Annotated in this window: 14 protein-coding genes; 4 read left to right on the top strand and 10 right to left on the bottom strand. The window is 68.7% G+C overall.

Annotation, left to right across the window (positions count from 1 at the left end; genetic code table 11):
• Positions 1 to 169: 169 nt before the first annotated feature.
• Positions 170 to 538, bottom strand: a complete 369-nt coding sequence (locus tag PL79_RS04015; RefSeq protein WP_044847276.1) for a YciI family protein — start codon at positions 536 to 538, stop codon at positions 170 to 172.
• An 82-nt stretch (positions 539 to 620) separates the two neighbouring features.
• Here PL79_RS04015 and PL79_RS04010 point away from each other — a divergent pair, with 82 nt between their 5' ends.
• Complete coding sequence (locus tag PL79_RS04010) at positions 621 to 1,088, top strand: MarR family winged helix-turn-helix transcriptional regulator (protein ID WP_044847277.1); 468 nt, start codon at positions 621 to 623, stop codon at positions 1,086 to 1,088.
• 18 nt (positions 1,089 to 1,106) lie between these two features.
• On the opposite strand, the gene PL79_RS36470 is transcribed toward PL79_RS04010, so the two are convergent.
• Positions 1,107 to 1,451: a hypothetical protein gene (locus PL79_RS36470; RefSeq protein WP_235879196.1), complete on the bottom strand. Its 345-nt coding sequence runs from the start codon at positions 1,449 to 1,451 to the stop codon at positions 1,107 to 1,109.
• Between the two features lie 17 nt (positions 1,452 to 1,468).
• On the bottom strand, positions 1,469 to 2,680 hold the full coding sequence (locus PL79_RS04000) for an MFS transporter (RefSeq protein ID WP_044847279.1): 1,212 nt from the start codon (positions 2,678 to 2,680) through the stop codon (positions 1,469 to 1,471).
• 70 nt (positions 2,681 to 2,750) lie between these two features.
• Here PL79_RS04000 and PL79_RS03995 point away from each other — a divergent pair, with 70 nt between their 5' ends.
• Positions 2,751 to 3,785: an AraC family transcriptional regulator gene (locus PL79_RS03995; protein ID WP_044847280.1), complete on the top strand. Its 1,035-nt coding sequence runs from the start codon at positions 2,751 to 2,753 to the stop codon at positions 3,783 to 3,785.
• Between the two features lie 93 nt (positions 3,786 to 3,878).
• Here the strand turns inward: PL79_RS03995 and PL79_RS36025 are convergent, their stop codons facing one another.
• Both PL79_RS36025 and PL79_RS03990 read right to left on the bottom strand, forming a co-directional pair.
• Positions 3,879 to 4,046, bottom strand: coding sequence for a hypothetical protein (locus tag PL79_RS36025; RefSeq protein ID WP_185500345.1), 168 nt, complete (start codon positions 4,044 to 4,046; stop codon positions 3,879 to 3,881).
• 76 nt (positions 4,047 to 4,122) lie between these two features.
• Entirely contained in the window at positions 4,123 to 6,033 is a 1,911-nt protein-coding gene (locus tag PL79_RS03990; protein ID WP_044847317.1) for a DUF3857 domain-containing transglutaminase family protein, read from the bottom strand.
• A 366-nt stretch (positions 6,034 to 6,399) separates the two neighbouring features.
• On the opposite strand from PL79_RS03990, the gene PL79_RS36335 reads away from it, so the two are divergent.
• On the top strand, positions 6,400 to 6,801 hold the full coding sequence (locus PL79_RS36335) for a hypothetical protein (protein WP_044847282.1): 402 nt from the start codon (positions 6,400 to 6,402) through the stop codon (positions 6,799 to 6,801).
• A 135-nt stretch (positions 6,802 to 6,936) separates the two neighbouring features.
• On the opposite strand, the gene PL79_RS36995 is transcribed toward PL79_RS36335, so the two are convergent.
• The 3 genes from PL79_RS36995 to PL79_RS03975 form a co-directional block, all read right to left on the bottom strand.
• On the bottom strand, positions 6,937 to 7,062 hold the full coding sequence (locus PL79_RS36995; RefSeq protein WP_321923596.1) for a hypothetical protein: 126 nt from the start codon (positions 7,060 to 7,062) through the stop codon (positions 6,937 to 6,939).
• A 58-nt stretch (positions 7,063 to 7,120) separates the two neighbouring features.
• Positions 7,121 to 8,122 (bottom strand): OmpA family protein, encoded by a 1,002-nt coding sequence (locus PL79_RS03980; protein ID WP_044847284.1) that lies wholly within the window; start codon positions 8,120 to 8,122, stop codon positions 7,121 to 7,123.
• A gap of 168 nt (positions 8,123 to 8,290) precedes the next feature.
• Entirely contained in the window at positions 8,291 to 10,261 is a 1,971-nt protein-coding gene (locus PL79_RS03975) for an APC family permease (protein WP_044847318.1), read from the bottom strand.
• Positions 10,262 to 10,799: 538 nt separating this feature from the next.
• On the opposite strand from PL79_RS03975, the gene PL79_RS03965 reads away from it, so the two are divergent.
• Complete coding sequence (locus PL79_RS03965; protein ID WP_044847285.1) at positions 10,800 to 11,663, top strand: crotonase/enoyl-CoA hydratase family protein; 864 nt, start codon at positions 10,800 to 10,802, stop codon at positions 11,661 to 11,663.
• Positions 11,664 to 11,714: 51 nt separating this feature from the next.
• Here PL79_RS03965 and pdeR read toward each other — a convergent pair whose 3' ends face one another.
• A complete protein-coding gene (pdeR, locus tag PL79_RS03960; protein ID WP_044847286.1) occupies positions 11,715 to 13,718 on the bottom strand; it encodes a cyclic di-GMP phosphodiesterase in 2,004 nt (667 codons plus the stop codon).
• A gap of 669 nt (positions 13,719 to 14,387) precedes the next feature.
• Positions 14,388 to 18,026 (bottom strand): hydantoinase B/oxoprolinase family protein, encoded by a 3,639-nt coding sequence (locus tag PL79_RS03955; RefSeq protein WP_044847287.1) that lies wholly within the window; start codon positions 18,024 to 18,026, stop codon positions 14,388 to 14,390.
• Between the last annotated feature and the right edge of the window lie 37 nt (positions 18,027 to 18,063).

The raw sequence follows: 18,063 nt of genomic DNA, 5'->3' as shown, positions 1-18,063 counted from the left end.
GTGCTTCGAGTGCTTCGAGTGCTTCGAGTGCTTCGAGTGCTTCGAGTGCTTCGAGTGCTTCGAGTGCTTCGAGTGCTTCGAGTGCTTCGAGTGCTTCGAGTGCTTCGAATGATGTGAATGCTTCGAACGCTTCGATCACTTCGCCCGCGCATGCAGCGCCTGTCGCCGCTCACATGCCGGGCACGGGGAGCACCGGCATCACGTCGATCGCATCGCCCGGGAACAGCGTGAAATGCGGATGGCCCTCGAACAGCGCGGCGGCCGCGTCGTGCGATGCGGCACGCACGACCGTGAAGCCGCTCATCGCATTGGCGGTGTCCGTCACGCCGCCCTTGTCGATCGTCTTGGTCTTGCCGAGCGGCCCGCCCGACTCGACGATCGCGTCGCGATGCCGCTCGACCCACGCATGCCACGCGGCGATCCCTTCGCGCTCCCGCGTGCGCCGCTCGTCCTCAGGCAACGCCATCCACGCCTTCATGCCCGGGCTATCCTTGCTGCCGAGGAATACCGCGAGATACAACTGCTGTTGAGCACTCATGCTTCCTCCGTCCGATGGCGGGCACGGCGGGCTGCCGCACCTCGCCCTTGACACAGTAGGTTGATATCAACACAATTGCAACATGGCACGCAAAGAAAAGCTCCCTTTCGAAACGACGCTGATGGTGCGCGATTGCTGCCTGTGCCTGCACATGCAGCGCGCGGCGCGCAATCTCGCGCGCATCTTCGACGATGTGCTGCGTCCGCTGGATCTCACCAACGGCCAGTTCTCGCTGCTGATGTCGCTGAACCGGCCGCAGCCGGCCGCGATGAAATCGGTCGCGTCATTGCTCGCGATGGATCGCACCACGCTGACCGCCGCGCTCAAGCCGCTCGAGCGGCGCGGGCTGCTCACGATCACGACGGATCCGGACGACAAGCGCAGCCGCCTGCTCGAACTCACGCCGGCCGGCCATCAGTTGCTGGCCGAAGCGTTCCCGCTCTGGCAGCAGACCCATACCGAGATCGAACGGCCGTTCGCGCCGGAAGCAGTCGATGTGTTGCGCGGCCAGTTGCGCGCGCTGTCGGAGGATCCGGCTACGCGCGGCTGAAGCGGCGCGTCACGTCATTCATTTCCGGCCCTTCTTCGGCATCAGCAGGTGCGCGCATTCCTGCAGGAAGCGCACGGGCCCGTGCGCATGCAGTGCCGGCCCGCTGCTGAGCGCGCCGTCGATGACGGTCGCGAGCCGCAGCGCGTAGGTTTCCGGCGATTTCATCGACAGCGAGCAGATGCCGAAAGCACGCTTCGGGTGTCGCGCCGCCATGCCGGCGGCGCACATCGCCCAGGAGGCGTCCTGTCCCGCTATCCGCCGGACACGATCGACTCGGCCACGCCGCGCCGCATGACTCGGGCCGGCTAACGCGCGACTGGCGCGACCTCGCCGCGCCACTAGCCGATGCGCGATCGCGCGCATCGGCGTGCCGCAATCCGTCACTCGGCCAACGCCGGCGCCACGCCGACCCGCTTCGGCACGCCGGTCACGATCGTCGCGACCGCGACGGCCAGCACCGCGGCCGCGCCCAGGAACACGCCGCCCGCGCCGTTCGCGTCGAACACGACGCCGCCGGCCGCCGCGCCCGTCGCGATCGCGAGCTGGATCGCCGCGACGATCAGCCCGCCCGCGCTCTCGGCTTCGTCGGGCACGGTGCGCGTGACCCACGTCGACCACGCGACCGGCACGCCGCCGAACGCCATCCCCCACAACGCGACGAGCACCGCGTCGATCATCGGCGCGCGGCCGAGCGCGACGAGCGCGACGCCGAGCACGACCATCAGCGCGGGCATCCCGATCAGCATCGGCCGCAGCCGGTGCTCGAGCACGCGCCCGGCGAGCGACGTGCCGACGAAGTTCGCGATCCCGTAGCCGAGCAGGATCGCCGACAGCCCGTTCACGCCGACGCCCGCGACCTGTTCGAGGAACGGCCGCAGATACGTGAAGAACGCGAAATGCCCGGTGAACACGAGGATCGTCGCGAACATCCCGAGGCCGACGGTCGGCCGGCGCAGCACGTCGAAGAGCGTGCGCAGCCGCGTGGTGCCGCTCGGCGGCATCGACGGCAGCGTCATGACCTGCGACACGAACGCGAGCGCGCCGAGCCCCGCCGCGATCAGGAACACGTTGCGCCAGCCGATCAGGTACCCGAAATAACTGCCCATCGGCGCGGACGCGATCGTCGCGACCGCCACGCCGCTGAAGATGATCGACAGCGCACGCGGCACCATCGCGGTCGGCACGAGCCGCATCGCGGTGGCCGTCGCCATCGTCCAGAAACCGCCGAGCGCGACGCCGAGCACGACGCGGCCGATCAGCAGCGTCGTCAGGTCGGGCGCGAACGCGACCGCGAGATTGGACGCGACGAGCAGCACCGAGAACGCGAGCAGCACGCGCCGGCGGTCGATCGTGCGCGTCAGCGCCGAGATCAGCAGGCTCGTGACGAGCGCGACCGTCGCGGTGGCCGTGACGGCCTGGCCGGCCACGCCTTCGGTCACGCCGAGGCTGTCGGCCATCGGCGTGAGCAGGCTCGCGGGCAGGAATTCGGCGGTGACGAGGCCGAACACGCCGAGCGTCATCGCGAATACCGCGCCCCAGGCCGGTTCACGGGGGGCCGCCGTCGAAGCGGCCGAGGAGATTCCGGGATTCATGCGGGGTTCCGTGTCAGTTAGGGAAAATACTGATGAGGGCGTATCGTAAGGAACAGCGGCAGGACGGTCTATGACATACAATCCGTTCTTGTTGATCGATCGTCCGAATCTCGCGATGTCCGAGCCCTTGCTTCCCCCCGTGCCCGACGTACACGACCTCGTCAGCGAGTTGCTGCTGGGGATGCGCCTGAGCGGCGTGCAGTACCGCCGGATCCAGGTGCCGCGGCCGTTCGGGCTGAGCTTCGGCCATGCGCCGGGCCGCGCGCAGTTCCATTTCGTCGGGCGCGGGCCCGTGCTGCTGCGCGACGCGGACGGCACGACGGTGCGGCTCGAGGCCGGCGACGCGATCCTGCTGCCGCACGGCCGCACGCATGCGCTGGTGTCCGATCCGGACGCGCCGTGCCGCGAGATCGGCGGGTTCGCAGCCGCGAAGATCTGCGACACGGTCGCGTCGGTGGGCGCGACGACCTGCGCCGCGACGGAGCCAGCCGCCGGCGATGCGCTGATCTTCAGCGCGTGCATGGAGCTCGATCTCGGCGGCATGCAGCCGCTCGTCGGGACGATGCCGGAATTCATGCACGTCGGCACGCTGCTCGCGCGTTACCCGGAAATCCGCCCGATGCTCGACGCGATGGAGCGCGAATCGTGCGCCGCGCGCGCGGGTTTCGCGGGCATCCTCGCGCGGCTCGCGGATGTGGTCGCCGCGTTCATCGTGCGCGGCTGGGTCGAGTGCGGATGCGGCGACGCGACGGGCTGGGTGCAGGCGTTGCGCGAGCCGAAGCTCGGCCGCGCGATCGTCGCGCTGCATCGCGATCCGGGGCGCAACTGGAGCGTCGCGGAACTGGCCGCCGAAGCAGGTGTGTCGCGCTCGGTATTCGCCGAGCGCTTTCTCGCGGCCACCGGGATGACGCCGGTGCGTTACCTGACCGAGTTGCGGATGCGGCTCGCCGCGCAGTGGATCGCCCGCGAGGGCGAGACGATCGAAGCGGTGGCGTACCGGCTCGGCTACGGGTCGCTCGCCGCGTTCAGCCGCGCGTTCAAGCGCGTGGTCGGCAGGCCGCCGGGCGCGGTGCGTGCCGAAGGCGACACGCACGCCGATGCGTGACGTGTAACGCGTCACGCGCAACGCACGGCGCAGCGAACGCCTGCCGGGTCGCCCCGGCATCGCACGATCGGTCGCCGCGCGTGACGATCCTGCTCAGCCGCTGCGCGCGTCGAGTTCGTCGATCAGCGCCGTCGCGCACTTCACGGCCAGCGCCGCGCACTGTTGCGCATCCACCGGCGCGCCGTTCGTCACCGCACCCTGCACGATCCGGCCCAGCAATTCCTTCGACAGGTCGGCGATCTCGTGTTCCCGTTCCGTCATGTTCGTCTCCTGCGCGCCGGCCGGCTTCGGCCGCACGCGCGATTGCACCGGGCGCCGCGTGCGCCGCGCCCGACCTTCAACGTTGCCTGGCCCGCACGACGATCTGCGCCTGCGTGTCGCGTTCGATGCGTTCGAGCGACGCGCGCAGTGCCGTGAACTCGTCGGGCGTGCAGACCTGGCGGCCGAATTCGGCCTTCATCCTCCGCGTGACCTGCACGACCTGCGCGGCCGCATCGAATACGTAATGCGACGTGAACTCGACGAAACGGTCGTGCACGGCCGTATCGGCCGGCAGGTCGGTCACCGCGACGTCGGCCGGCAGCGCGATCTGGCCGGTCTCGTCGAACGTGCCGCCGATGCATGCCCACGGCTGCGTGCGCACGGGCTCGGCCAGCCAGCCCTCGACCTGCGTCGCGATGCCGCCCGTGAGGCTCGACAGCGCCGGCACGGCGGTCGTGCCGTCCGGCCACACGAAGTGATCGAGCGTGCCGGCATACGTGACGTCGAACGGCCCGTCCGTCGCACGGCGATCGCTCGTCGCGATCTGCGCGCGGCCGCGCAGCCCGCTTTGCCGCAGGCGTTCGTTCGCGAGCTGCCGGATGCGGTCGGGCGCCGCCCGGCGAAACAGCGTGCGTTCGAGTTCCGCGGTCCAGCCGTCGTCCTCGACGCGCGCATGAAACCGCGCGGCGCCCGGTTGCGCGGCATCGATCTCCACGCGCGCGGCGCGGTGCTTCGGCTGCGTGGCCGGCGTGCGCGACAGCACGCCGGTGTCGACGAGCAGCGCCGGCCGGTCCATCACGATCGGCGGCAGGTAGCCGAACGCGATGCCGGCCGTCGTGGTGTCCGCGTAGACGCCGAGATCGGGCAGCCACGTGATCGCGTGATTGATCGCGCCGCCGCCGTAACCTGGCACCGACGGCAGCGTGTACACGGAGCCGAGATTGATCAGCACCGCTTCGCTGCGGATGCCGGCCGCCGCGAGCAACGCGCCGAACAGCGCGACGTGGTCCTTGCAGTCGCCGTAGCGGTTGCGCAGGATGTCGGTCACGCGGTGCGGCGCGGCCGCCGTCTCGCCGAGAAAAAGCGCGACGTAACGCACGTTCGCCTGCACCCAGTCGTACAGGACGCGCGCGCGATCGCGCGGATCGGCGGTGCCGGCGGTGAGCGCGCGCGCCAGCTGCACGACGGCCGGATCGTTCGCGCCCGGGTCGACGGCCGCGTCGCGGTAGCGCGCGGCGAACGCCGCGTAGTCGGGCAGCGTGGACACCACGAGCCGGTCGCCGTAGGTCGGATAGCCGACCGAGCCGTTCTCGATCCGGTCGTACGTGCCGTGCCGGTATTCGAATGCGTAGCGCGTGCGGCCGTTCGCGGTCACCGGCGGCAGCGCGACGTAACCGCGTGCGTCCGCATGCAGCGGCATGTCGGCCGGCACGTCGAAGATCAGCCGCTGGTTCTCCACCGGCTCGCGCGACGGTTCGACGTAGTAGCCGAAGTAACCTGCGTTGACCGGCTTCGTGCGCGACTTGCGGAACGCGATGCGCGTGCTCGATCCGGCTTCGACGCCGGGAAACACGACGGTGCGCAGCAGCCCGTCCTGGAACGTCGGCGCGCCGGCCGAGCGCGGCTCCTGCACATCGCGGATACCGTCGGGGCCGACCGGATGCGCGACACCGTCGCGATCGATCGTCTCGGCCGCGACCAGGTCGACCTTCTCGAGGTTCTTGTCGAACCACACGTAACGCTGCGCGATCGCGTCGATCCCGTTCGCATCGTTCGCGCGCAGTGTCGAATCGTCGTCCTCGTCGAGCGAGCCGTCGTGCTGGATCACGAATACATGGACGTCGCTGACGAGCGTGACGGGCGCGGCGTCGCCCGCGTCGGCGAACGCGGGACGCACGAACGCCAGCGCGATCGCGGTCACGGCAACCGCGAGCGTTGCGGCGCGACCCGGCAGCCTGCCGGTCGATCGGAACGGAAAACGCACCACGTCGAAGCTCTCCGCGCGTTTCGTGCTCAGGTCGGGACGCAACGGGCACGCATTGGCGCGCCGCGCCCCGTCGTTCAACCCAGTGTGGGTGACGTGCCCGCGAGCGTCAAGCCACGGGGCGGCGGCCCGCGCCGCCATGCAGCGGGCGCACGAGGAAGCGCGCCTGCGTCACGCCGGCAGACTGTCGCACTTTCGCGCCCTGCTGGCTACGCGATCGCCATTTATGTCATGTCGCGACATATTATTTGGGCGCGTAACGCGCGCGTGCGAGGTCGCCGAAACGCATGACGATCGGGTGAATTCGACACGCCGACATGGGGATGGAGACATCGTGCCGATCGACACGAATTCGAAATCGGTTATCTCGTGATCGCGTTCGCGCTGCCGGGCGTGATCCCGATCGGTGCGCTGCATCTCGAACGGTGGCATCCTGAACGTGTCGGCGCCGCGATCGGCGCGCGGCTCGGAATCGCGCTGATCGAAGCGATGCCGATGCTGACGCGAACGCGGCCTGGCCCTCGTTCTTGCCCCCGTTTCCGCTGCGCCGTGTGCGCGTTCGCGGCCCGGGGTCGGAACGACCGGCACCGGCCCCTACCTGCCGGAGGCGACATGGAAAACGCTATCGTCGCGATCGTCCTGATGCTCGCGGTCCTCGTGTTCGCGGTGCTGTTCTTCGCGGAACGGCGCAGCCGCGACCGCACGCGCGACCGGCTGCTGCACCGCTCGTCGCAGCGCTCGGCACGCTCGCATACGCATCACCATTCGTAAGCGGAAAGCGCGCCGCGCACGTCGAGCCCCTTCAAGCGTACAGCCCCGGAATGGCGGCACATGTTTCTCGAGGACATCAACGGGCGCAGAAGGGCGCTCGCGGTCCGGCTGCTTGCGCGTCGAGCGTCGTTGCGTTCAATGGCAATCGCCGACGCGCTTGCCGCGCCACGTCCACGCGAGCGTGTATGCGCCGGCCTGTGCATGCTGCCCGTGCAATTGCCCGTTGAGGTCGTAGCGCGTCGGCGTCACATCGCCCGTCACGGTCGCGTTGCCGCGGCCCTGTTCGTTCGCGCAGCGCGTGCGCCCGGTCCGTCGTGCGTTATTGCTGCACGAGTTCGACGCGGCGGTTCTGCGCGCGGCCGGCGTCGTCGCCGTTGGACGCAACCGGCGACAGCGACCCGACGCCCTTCGCGACGAGCCGCGCCGGCGCGATCTTGTAGGTCGTCGCCAGTGCCTGCGCGACGGCCTCCGCACGCTTTTGCGACAGGTCGGCGTTGTGCGCGAACTGCCCTTGATTGTCGGTATGGCCGACGATGTACACCTTCAGCGCCTGGTTCGCCGTCAGCAGCTTCGCCATCTCGTCGAGCTGCGGCTTCGACTCGGGCTTCACCTGCGCCTTGTCGGTGTCGAAGTAGATGCCGTACAGCGCGACCTTGCCCGTCGCGACGAGGCCCTTCTGCAGCGCACCGGAATCGAGCACCTTGACTTGCCCGGTCTGCATCGGCTTCACTTCGACGACTTCCTCGTAGACGAGCGTGCGCTTGTTCGATGCCGAACTGTCCATGATGTGCAGGAACACATACGCATCGCCGGACGCTCGCGGCAGCTTCGCGAGGATCGTGCGGTGCTTGTCGCCGAAGTTCGCGTCGCCGCCGCCCGCCTGTCGCAGCCGGCCGGAATTGATCACGACGCTCTGGAAGTCGCTGCCGCCGCTCTTTCCGCACTGCTCCGCCGTACAGCGGAACAGAATCTGGAAGCCGCCCTTCTGCAGCGCGTCGAGATAGTTGCGCTCGACTTCCAGCGTCGACCGGCCGCCGTCGATCGCGTACGAGATCCGCGTGATCTTGCCTTCGAGATTCAGGCCCTTGGCGGTCCTCTCGTCGTCGATCGGCTGGTTCGGCAGGAATGCCTCGTCGAACGGCGTCTGCGAATATGCGGTGATGGTCGCGCCGGCGAAACGCGTGAGCAACGGATGATCTTTCGCACCCGGCTTGTCGCTGCCAGCGCTCGCCAGCGACGAAAGCGACAGCAGCGCGGCGGCGAACAGCGCGTTGCGGCCACGGCGCGCGACATGGAATACGGACGATGCTGCGTTCTTCATTGAGCCCCTCGGAAAGGATTTGTCGTTCTGTTGATGGCGTCGAAGCGCGCGCATCTTATCAAATCTTTCCGGGAAAACGGGCAAAAGCTTTCGGATACTGAACGTTCTGACGCGCCACGTCATGTTGAATCGTTTCCAAGCGTGCGCGGGCGTCTCCCGCGTGCATCGCTACCCGACGTTCATCGGCAACAACACCATCTGCCGCCCCTCGACGTGCAGCCGCGCCTGCAGCTCGACGGGCGTCTGGTTGTGCAGCCACGCGGTCAGGAAATTCACGCGCCTGAAGATCAGCTTGCTCGCGAAGCACACCGCGTTCGGATAGGCATCGAGCGTCGACGACGCGAGGTTCATGAATTCGACGACCGGGTTCGTGCCGAACGCGATCCGGTAGTCGGCCGCGATGCCGTTGCGGCGGCAGTGCGCGACGTAATAGTCGAGCGCCTCGGTGATTGTGTGCCGCAGGCGTTCGAGATGCTCGTGCCCGTCGTATGCCTTCGCATCGACCTCGCCCACCGCGAGAAAGATCACGTTGCGAAAGTGCCCGGGAAACAGCCGGTTCACCCATAGCAGCGCATGCATGCTCGCGCCGCGATGCTTGCCGACCAGCAGCACCGCGGTCGGCTGCGACGGGTCGGGCTTGCCCGGCGCCGTCGCCTCGTCGACTGCCGGCGGCGGACCCGAGAACAGCGCGTCTTCCTTCGCGAGCTGCGCGCGCGTGTACGCGTAGTGGCGGTTGATCATGACGCACAGCGCGATCACCGCGCTCGTCACGAGCACCGTGAGCCAGCCGCCGGCCGTGAACTTCTCGACCAGCGTGATGACGAGCACCGTCGACGTCACGCTGAACCCGAGCGCCGACAGGAAGAAGTGCTTGAACCAGCCGCGCTCGCTGCGATGGCGCCACCAGTACGTGCACAGCCCCAGCAGCGACATGCTGAACGTGAGGAACACGTTGATGCTGTACAGCACGACGAGCACGTCGACGCTGCCGTGCGTCCACAGCAGGATCAGCAGGCCCGACAGGCCGACGACGATGATGCCGTTCTGCCGCACGAGGCGCGTCGACAGGTCGCGGAAATGGCGCGGCACCCACGAGTCCGACGCCATGTTCGACAGCACCGCCGGCCCGTCGAGAAAACCCGTCTGCGCACCGACCAGCAGCAGCCCTGCCTCGAACGCGAGCACCGCCGCGAGCAGCGCGTGGCGCGCGAACGCGGAGCCGAGCCCGAGATGATCGATCACGCTGCCGAACACGACCGCGTTGAGCGTCTCGCCTTCGACGGGCCGTGCGTGCCACAGCATGTACAGCAGGATGATGCCGCCGGCCGTGAACGCGAGCGACGTCGACATGTACCACATCGTCGCCTTGCCGTTCGGCACGCGCGGATCCGCGAGCATGTTCACGTTGTTCGACACGGCCTCGAGGCCCGTATAGGTGCCGCCGCCGAGCGAGAACGCGCGCATCAGCAATGCGAGCATCACGAACACGCCGAGCGATTGCGACATCCCGTGCGCCTCGTGCACCGCGTCGGGCACGATCGTCGCCAGCGCGCTGCCGTGCACCGCGACGCCGTACACGATCAGCCCGAAATGCAGCACGACGAAGCCGATGAAGATCGGCAGCAGCACCATGATCGATTCGCGCATCCCGCGGAAGTTGAGCCCCGTCATCAGCAGGATCAGCACGATCTCGGTCGTGAGCTTGAACGCCTGCGCACTGACCGGCAGCAGGCTGAAGAACGCGTCGACACCGCTCGCGAGCGACGTCGCGACGGTCAGCACGTAGTCGACCAGCAGCGCCGCGCCCGACACGAGCCCCGGCTTCGACCCGAGCAGCGAGGTCGCGACGCGATAGCCGCCGCCGCCGGTCGGGAACAGCTCGATCACCTGGTTGTAGCCGAGCGCGATGATGAACACGGTCGCCGCGGTGGCGCAGGCGAGGAACAGCGCAAGCGGCGTGTGGTGCGCGAGCGCGAGGAACGCCTCCTCCGGGCCGTAGCACGACGACGACAGGCCGTCCGCGCCGAGTCCGACCCAGGCCAGCAACGGCGTCACCGCGATCGCATGGCGCGTGCGCGGATCGAGCGGGTCCAGCGGCTTTCCGACGAGCAGCTGCCACATCTTCTGGAATGCGGTCACGGTCCCCTCCCGGGACGCCGGGCGCGGCGGCGTCATCTTCTAAAGCTAGCCGACGCCCGGCCGCTGCACCAGTCCGCACAATCCATGAGACGTGGTCGGCGGCACGGCGCCGCTTTCAACGCGTAAGCGGCCGGCACGCCGCGCGTCGGCCGATCGCGCGGATCGCGCGGATCGCGCACGGCATCGTCATCGCAGCCGCCGTCGCCGCCTTCGCTGCCTTCGCTGCCTTCGCTGCCTTCGCTGCCTTCACCACCTTCACCGCCCCTGACGACCACCGGCCCGATCCCGCCCACCTCTCATCACGGTTCTCCCGCCGGGCGATCACATCGACCACATCGTTCGCATCGCCCGCATGACTCGCACGGTTCGCGCCGGACGCGATACCCGCCCGCGCCCCCGTCATGCGTTGTTCCCCGCAATTCGACATTTGTGCGCGCGCAACAATGGCGGTGCCTCGCGGCCGGCGCCGTGCGGGGGCAGGTTTCCACGTCGCCGGCCGCGTCGGTCTCTGAAAAACCACATCTCTCGAGGACATACCATGCAACTCCAATCCCATCCGGCGTGCCGTCCGTTTTACGAAGCAGGCGAACTCACGCAACTGACCGCGTTCTACGAAGAAGGCCGCAACGTCATGTGGATGATGCTGCGATCGGAGCCGCGGCCGTGCTTCAACCAGCAACTCGTCACCGACATCATCCATCTCGCGCGCGTCGCTCGCGACTCGGGCCTGCCGTTCGACTTCTGGGTGACGGGCTCGCTCGTCCCCGAGCTGTTCAACGTCGGCGGCGACCTGAGCTTCTTCGTCGACGCGATCCGCAGCGGCCGCCGCGACCAGCTGATGGCCTACGCGCGCTCGTGCATCGACGGCGTATACGAGATCTACACGGGCTTCGGCACCGGGGCGATCTCGATCGCGATGGTCGAGGGCAGCGCGCTGGGCGGCGGCTTCGAGGCCGCCCTCGCGCACCACTACATGCTCGCGCAGAAGGGCGTGAAGCTCGGCTTCCCCGAGATCGCGTTCAACCTGTTCCCGGGCATGGGCGGCTATTCGCTGGTCGCGCGCAAGGCGGACCGCGGGCTCGCGGAATCGCTGATCTCGTCCGGCGAGGCGCATGCGGCCGAGTGGTACGAGGATCGCGGGCTGGTCGACCAGACGTTCGACGCGGGCGACGCGTATCTCGCGACACGCACCTTCATCGACGTGATGAAGCCGAAGCTGAACGGCGTGCGCGCGATGCTGCGCGCCCGCGAACGCGTGTTCCATCTCACGCGTTCCGAGCTGATGGACATCACCGAGGAATGGGTGCACGCGGCGTTCACGATCGAGCCGAAGGATCTCGCGTACATGGAACGCCTGGTGATGCTGCAGAACCGGCGCGTATCGAAGCTGCGCACGGTGTGACGTGAGCGGCGCGCCGCCGCGCAAGCGGCGGCGCCCGTCATGCGGGGAGGCTCAGGCGATCAGCCTGAGCTTTCTGGTTTCCGCGAGCCAGGCCTCGAAGGCCTGGGCCGGCATCGGCCGCGCGAAGTAGAAACCCTGCGCGTGGTCGACGTTGATCTGCTTCAGGAATTCGGCTTCCGCGTGCGTCTCGACGCCCTCGGCGACCACCGAGAAACTCAGCGCCCGCGCGAGCGACACGACCGAGCGCACCAGCGCCTGCGAGCGCGGGTTGCGGTCGATGCCCGTGATGAAGCTGCGATCAAGCTTGATCGAATCGAGCGGCAGCCGCGACAGTTGCGACAGCGACGAATAGCCGGTGCCGAAATCGTCGAGGTGAACCTCCGCGCCGAGCTGGCGGAACTGTTTCATCAGCTCGTGCGCCGCTTCTTCATCCTCGATGAAGCTGCTTTCGGTGAGCTCGATGTCGACGAGGCTCGGCTTCAACCCGGCGCTGTCGAGGATCGACGCGAACTGATCGACGATGTTCATGTCCTGCAACTGCCGCGCGGACACGTTCACCGCGATCCGCACGTCGAGCCCCTTCGCCTTCCACGCGGCGGCCTGCGCGGCCGCGGTGCGCATCACCCAGCGCCCGAGCGGCGCGATCAGCCCCGATTCCTCGGCGAAGCGGATGAACTCGATCGGCGCGACGAGCCCGCGATCCGGCGACTGCCAGCGGATCAGCGCCTCGACGGCGTGCACGTCGCCGGTCGCGATGTCGACGACCGGCTGGTAGTGCAGCACGAACTGCTCTTCCTCGAGCGCCTTGCGCAGGTTCGTGTCGAGCCACATGTACTTCGCGACCTTCTGGTTCATCTCCAGCGAGAATACGCGGTACGTATGCTTGCCCTCTTCCTTCGCGACGTACATCGCGGTGTCGGCGCTGCGGATCAGCGTTTCGAGCGAATCGCCGTGCTGCGGATACATCGCGATGCCGATCGAGCAGCTCGTGTAGACCTCCACCAGCCCGAGGTGGATCGGCGTACGCAGCCGCTCGAGGATGATCTGCGCGGTCGCCTCGAGCAGCGGCCGCGTGCCGTGCTCGAACAGCACCAGGAATTCGTCGCCGCCGAGCCGCGCGAGCGTCGCGCCGGACGGCAGGCAGCCGCCGATGACCGCGGACACGTCCTGCAGCAGGCGGTCGCCGGTGATGTGCCCGTAGTGGTCGTTGACGCGCTTGAAGTTGTCGAGATCGAGGAACAGGATGCCGACCTGGCCGCGCACGTCGGTGCGGTCCGCGGCCAGCGCGACGCGGATGCGCTCGCTGATTGCATGACGGTTCGGCAAGCCGGTCAGCACGTCGGAATTCGCGAGTTCGCTGAGCCGCTGCTGCGCGTTGCGCTCCTCGGTGACGTCGACGCCCGAGCAGATCAGGAACTGCTCGTCGGCGCCGCTGCCGCTCTGCACGAACTTGTTGCGAAACTGGAACAGGCGCGGGCCGTTGACCGTGTTGATGTAGCGCTCGACCTCGAACGCCCGGTTGCTCGCGAAAAAGCCGGTGATGTTGCTGCGCGACTGCGCACCCTGGTCGGGGCTCATGAACAGCTCGAACGCGCTGCGGCCGATCACGTCGACCTCGCGCTTGCCGGTCACTTCCTCGCACAGGCGGTTGAAGCGCTGCACCATGCCGTTGCGGTCGAGGATCACGACGAGCGAATTCACTTCGGACACGACCTGCTCGGCGAACGCGAGCCCGTGCGCGAGGTCGCCCGCGACGGACGCGGTATCGGAATAGGCGGAGGCGGTGCCGGCCCAATTGGCGGTGTCGACCTTCCTGCCGACCAGATGGAGGCTGACCGGATCGCCGAACAGCGCGAGTTCGAGCACGAGGTGCGACGTGACGCCGGTGAGCGCGCGGATCCGCGCGGCCTGCTCGCCGGTCAGTGCCACCGCGACATTGGTCAGGCCGCGAACGGCGGCCAGCTCGAGTGCATTGCTGTCGCTGCCGAGCCGCCAGCACGGGCTATGCGTACCGAGATGCGCTTCGAGCACGGCGCGATCGTTTTCGTCATCCATGGACACGCCCCGATCCAGAAAAAACGCACAGTGTAGACGGAGGCGAGCCGGCCGCCCCCGATCCCCGCGCGCGCAGTGCGCGTACCCGGTGGGGCAGTCGTGATGACCGTGCCAGTGGCCCTCGTTCCGTACTTGTTTCCAACCAATGCGAACCGGCGTTCGCGCATTTCGCGCGCAGGTTTTCCAAACGAATGATGGAACCCATCTTATCAAATGACGAAGAAGATTGGCACTCACATTTGGAACGGGGTGTCAAGGAATCGGAACTCGGTTGGCATGACGGATTTTTCGTGATCGACGGGAGGTGCGAAGCCGGTGGCGAGCGCGTCGAACGGCCGGCGGATTCGCCGGAGTGCCCCGCCGGACGGCGGTTTGCGGGAAATCGAGGCATCCCGGCAGCGATGTGTCGGCACGGCGCTGCGGCGGGGTCGGATCGCATTGCGCCGCGCGCGGAATCGGGGATTCTCGTTGCCCGTTCGTGCGTGAATGCGCGCCCTTATTCCCAGCGCTGTTGCAACATCGCGTCGATCGGTGCGAGCGAATAGATCGCCGGGCCGCGCAGCCGATGCAGCAGCATGAATGGAACCGGTGCGATCGCCGCCCGGAACGCGCGAAAGCGGTGCGGCGAGCGCCCCGCCGCACCGCTTTCCGCGTGCGCCCCCCTGCCGCTCAGCCCGCCGCGCCGTACCCGCCGCCGCCCGGCGTCTCGACGACGAACACGTCGCCCGGCGCCATCTGCGCGCGGCCGATATGCTCGAGCGTCTCGACCGTGCCGTCCGCCCGCTCGATCGTGTTGCGGCCGAGCGCGCCGGCCTCGCCGCCCGCCGCGCCGAACGGCGCGTGGATCCGGTTGTTCGACAGGATCGACGCGGTCATCGGCTCGAGGAAGCGGATCCGCCGGACCGCGCCGTCGCCGCCGCGCCAGCGCCCGGCGCCGCCGGAACCCGCGCGCAGCCGATGCGAGTCGAGCCGCACCGGATAGCGCCATTCGAGCACCTCCGGGTCGGTCAGCCGCGAGTTCGTCATGTGCGTCTGCACCGCGCCGACGCCCGCGAAGCCGTCGCCCGCGCCGCTGCCGCCGGCGATGGTCTCGTAGTACTGGTAGCGGTCATTGCCGAACGTGAAGTTGTTCATCGTTCCCTGGCTCGATGCGACGCAGCCGAGCGCGCCGTACAGCGCGTTGGTGATCGCCGACGACGTCTCGACGTTGCCCGATACCACGGCCGCCGGATACTCGGGGTTCAGCATCGAGCGCGCCGGCACGATCACCGTCAGCGGCTTCAGGCAGCCGGCGTTCAGCGGGATGTCGTCGCCGACCAGCGTGCGGAACACGTACAGCACCGCGGCCATGCAGACAGCCTTCGGCGCGTTGAAGTTGTTGTCGAGCTGCGCAGACGTGCCGGTGAAGTCGATCTCCGCGCGGCGCGCCGCGCGGTCGACGCGGATCGCGACGCGAATCTCGGCGCCGTTGTCGAGCGGATAACGATACGCGCCGTCCTGCAGCGCGCCGATCACGCGCCGCACCGCTTCTTCCGCGTTGTCCTGCACGTGCCCCATGAACGCGAGCACGACGTCGCGGCCGAACTGCCCGACCATCCGCCGCAGCTCGTCGACGCCCTTCTGGTTCGCCGCGACCTGCGCGCGCAGGTCGGCCATGTTCTGCTCGACGTTGCGCGCCGGATAGCGGCCCGACGCGAGCAGCGCGCGCGTGTCGGCGTCGCGCAGCACGCCCGCCGACACGAGCTGCCAGTTGTCGATCAGCACGCCCTCTTCGTCGATGTGCGTCGAATCGGGCGGCATCGAGCCCGGCGTCGTGCCGCCGATGTCCGCATGGTGGCCGCGCGAGCCGACGTAGAACAGCGGCGTGTCCGAGCCGTCCGCGAACACCGGCGTGATGACGGTGACGTCCGGCAGGTGCGTGCCGCCGTGATACGGGTCGTTCAGCATGAACACGTCGCCGTCGCGCATGCGGCCGCGGTTGCGCTCGATCACCGTGCGGATGCTCTCGCCCATCGAGCCGAGATGCACCGGCATGTGCGGCGCGTTCGCGATCAGGTTGCCGTCGCCGTCGAAGATCGCGCACGAGAAGTCGAGCCGCTCCTTGATGTTCACCGAATACGCGGTGTTCTGCAGCCGCAGCCCCATCTGCTCGGCGATCGACATGAACAGGTTGTTGAAGATCTCGAGCCGCACCGGATCGGCATCGGTGCCGAGCGAGCGGCGCGTCGGCAGCGGCGTCGTGCGCGTCAGCACGAGGTTGCCTTGCGCGGTCATCTGCGCGCGCCAGCCGGGTTCGACGACGGTCGTGCCGTTCTTCTCCGCGACGATCGCCGGGCCGTCGATCGTGTCGCCGGCCAGCAGCGAGTCGCGCACGTACAGCGCCGCGTCGTGCCATTGGCCGCCGGAATGGAAACGCACGGCGCTGTGCGCGCGCGGCGCCGCGCCCGTGTCGCGCGGCACGAGCGGCGCGATCTCGACCGGCGCATCCGAGCGGCCGATCGCCTCGACCGATGCCAGCTCGGCGACCAGCGGCGTGCCGGGCATCAGGAACGCATAGCGCTGCCGATACGCGGCCTCGAACGCCTGCTGCATCGCGGCGACGCTGCCGGCCGGCACGTCGAGCGCGGAATCGGTGCCATGGTAGCGCAGGTGCACGCGCCGCGCGGTCGCGATGCGCTCCGGCGCCACGCCCTGTTCGAGCAGCGCGCCGACCGCGTCGTCGGCCAGCCGGTCGAGCGCCGCGTTCAGCGCCGGCAACGATTCATCGGACAGCACGGCTTCCACCGCGCGCTCGCGCATCGCGGTCTGGTCGGCGAGCCCCATCCCGTAAGCGGACAGCACGCCCGCGAGCGGATGCGCGAACACCTGCGTCATCCCGAGCGCGTCGGCCACGCCACAGGCGTGCTGGCCGCCCGCGCCGCCGAACGTCGTCAGCACGTAGCGCGACACGTCGTGGCCGCGCTGCACCGAGATCTTCTTGATCGCGTTCGCCATGCTGCCGATCGCGATTTCCAGGAACCCTTCGGCCAGCGCCTCGGGCGTGTCGCGCCGCCCGGTCGCCGCGTGAATCTCGTCGGCGAGCGCCGCGAATTTCGCGGCCACGCCGTCGCGGTCGAGCGGCTGGTCCGCATGCGGGCCGAACACGCGCGGGAAGTGATCGGGCTGGATCTTGCCGAGCATCACGTTGCAGTCGGTCACCGTCAGCGGGCCGCCGCGCCGGTAGGCGGCCGGCCCCGGGTTCGCGCCGGCCGATTCGGGCCCGACGCGCAGCCGCGCGCCGTCGAAGCCGAGCACCGAACCGCCGCCGGCCGCGACCGTGTGGATGCTCATCATCGGCGCGCGCATCCGCACGCCGGCCACCTGCGTCTCGAACACGCGCTCGAATTCGCCGTTGTAGTGCGACACGTCGGTCGACGTGCCGCCCATGTCGAAGCCGATCACGCGCTCGAAGCCGGCCGCGCGCGCGGCGCGCACCATCCCGACGATGCCGCCGGCCGGGCCGGACAGGATCGCGTCCTTGCCCTGGAACGCGTCGGCGCGTGTCAGGCCGCCGCTGCTCTGCATGAACTGCAGGTTCACGCCGGGCATCTCGTGCGCGACCTGCTCGACGTAGCGGCGCAGGATCGGCGACAGGTAGGCGTCGACCACGGTCGTATCGCCGCGCGACACCATCTTCATCAGCGGCGACACCTCGTGCGACACCGACACCTGCGTGAAGCCGATCCGGCGCGCGAGATCCGCCAGCGCGCGCTCGTGCGCGGTGTAGCGATAGCCGTGGATCAGCACGATCGCAAGCGCCTGCACGCCCGAGTCGAACACGCGGCGCAACGCCGCTTCCGCGCGTTGCGCGTCGAGCGGCACGACGACGTCGCCATGCGCGCCGATCCGCTCGTCGACCTCGACGACCGTCTCGTACAGCGCATCGGGCAGCACGATGTCGAGATCGAACAGGCGCGGCCGGTTCTGGTACGCGATGCGCAGCACGTCGCGAAAGCCGCGCGTCGTCGCGAGCGCGGTGCGTTCGCCCTTGCGTTCGAGCAGCGCGTTGGTCGCGACCGTCGTGCCCATCTTCACCATGTCGACGCGCTCGGGCGTGATCGGCTCGCCGTCGGCGAGGCCGAGCAGGTGGCGGATGCCGGCGACGGCCGCATCGCGATACTGCTCGGGATTCTCCGACAGCAGCTTGTGCGTGACGAGCGAGCCGTCGGGGCGGCGCGCGACGATGTCGGTGAAGGTGCCGCCGCGGTCGATCCAGAATTGCCAGCGCGCGGCGTCGGAGGAAACGGGGAAAGTGTGTCGGTCAGTCATGGCGATGAACTCGATGCGTCGTTGAACGAAGGACGAG

The organism is Burkholderia sp. USMB20, from assembly GCF_000949135.2.
Taxonomy (GTDB): domain Bacteria; phylum Pseudomonadota; class Gammaproteobacteria; order Burkholderiales; family Burkholderiaceae; genus Burkholderia.
The sequence above is the reverse complement of the archived record's forward strand: the minus strand, read 5'-3'. Positions and strand labels throughout refer to the sequence as shown.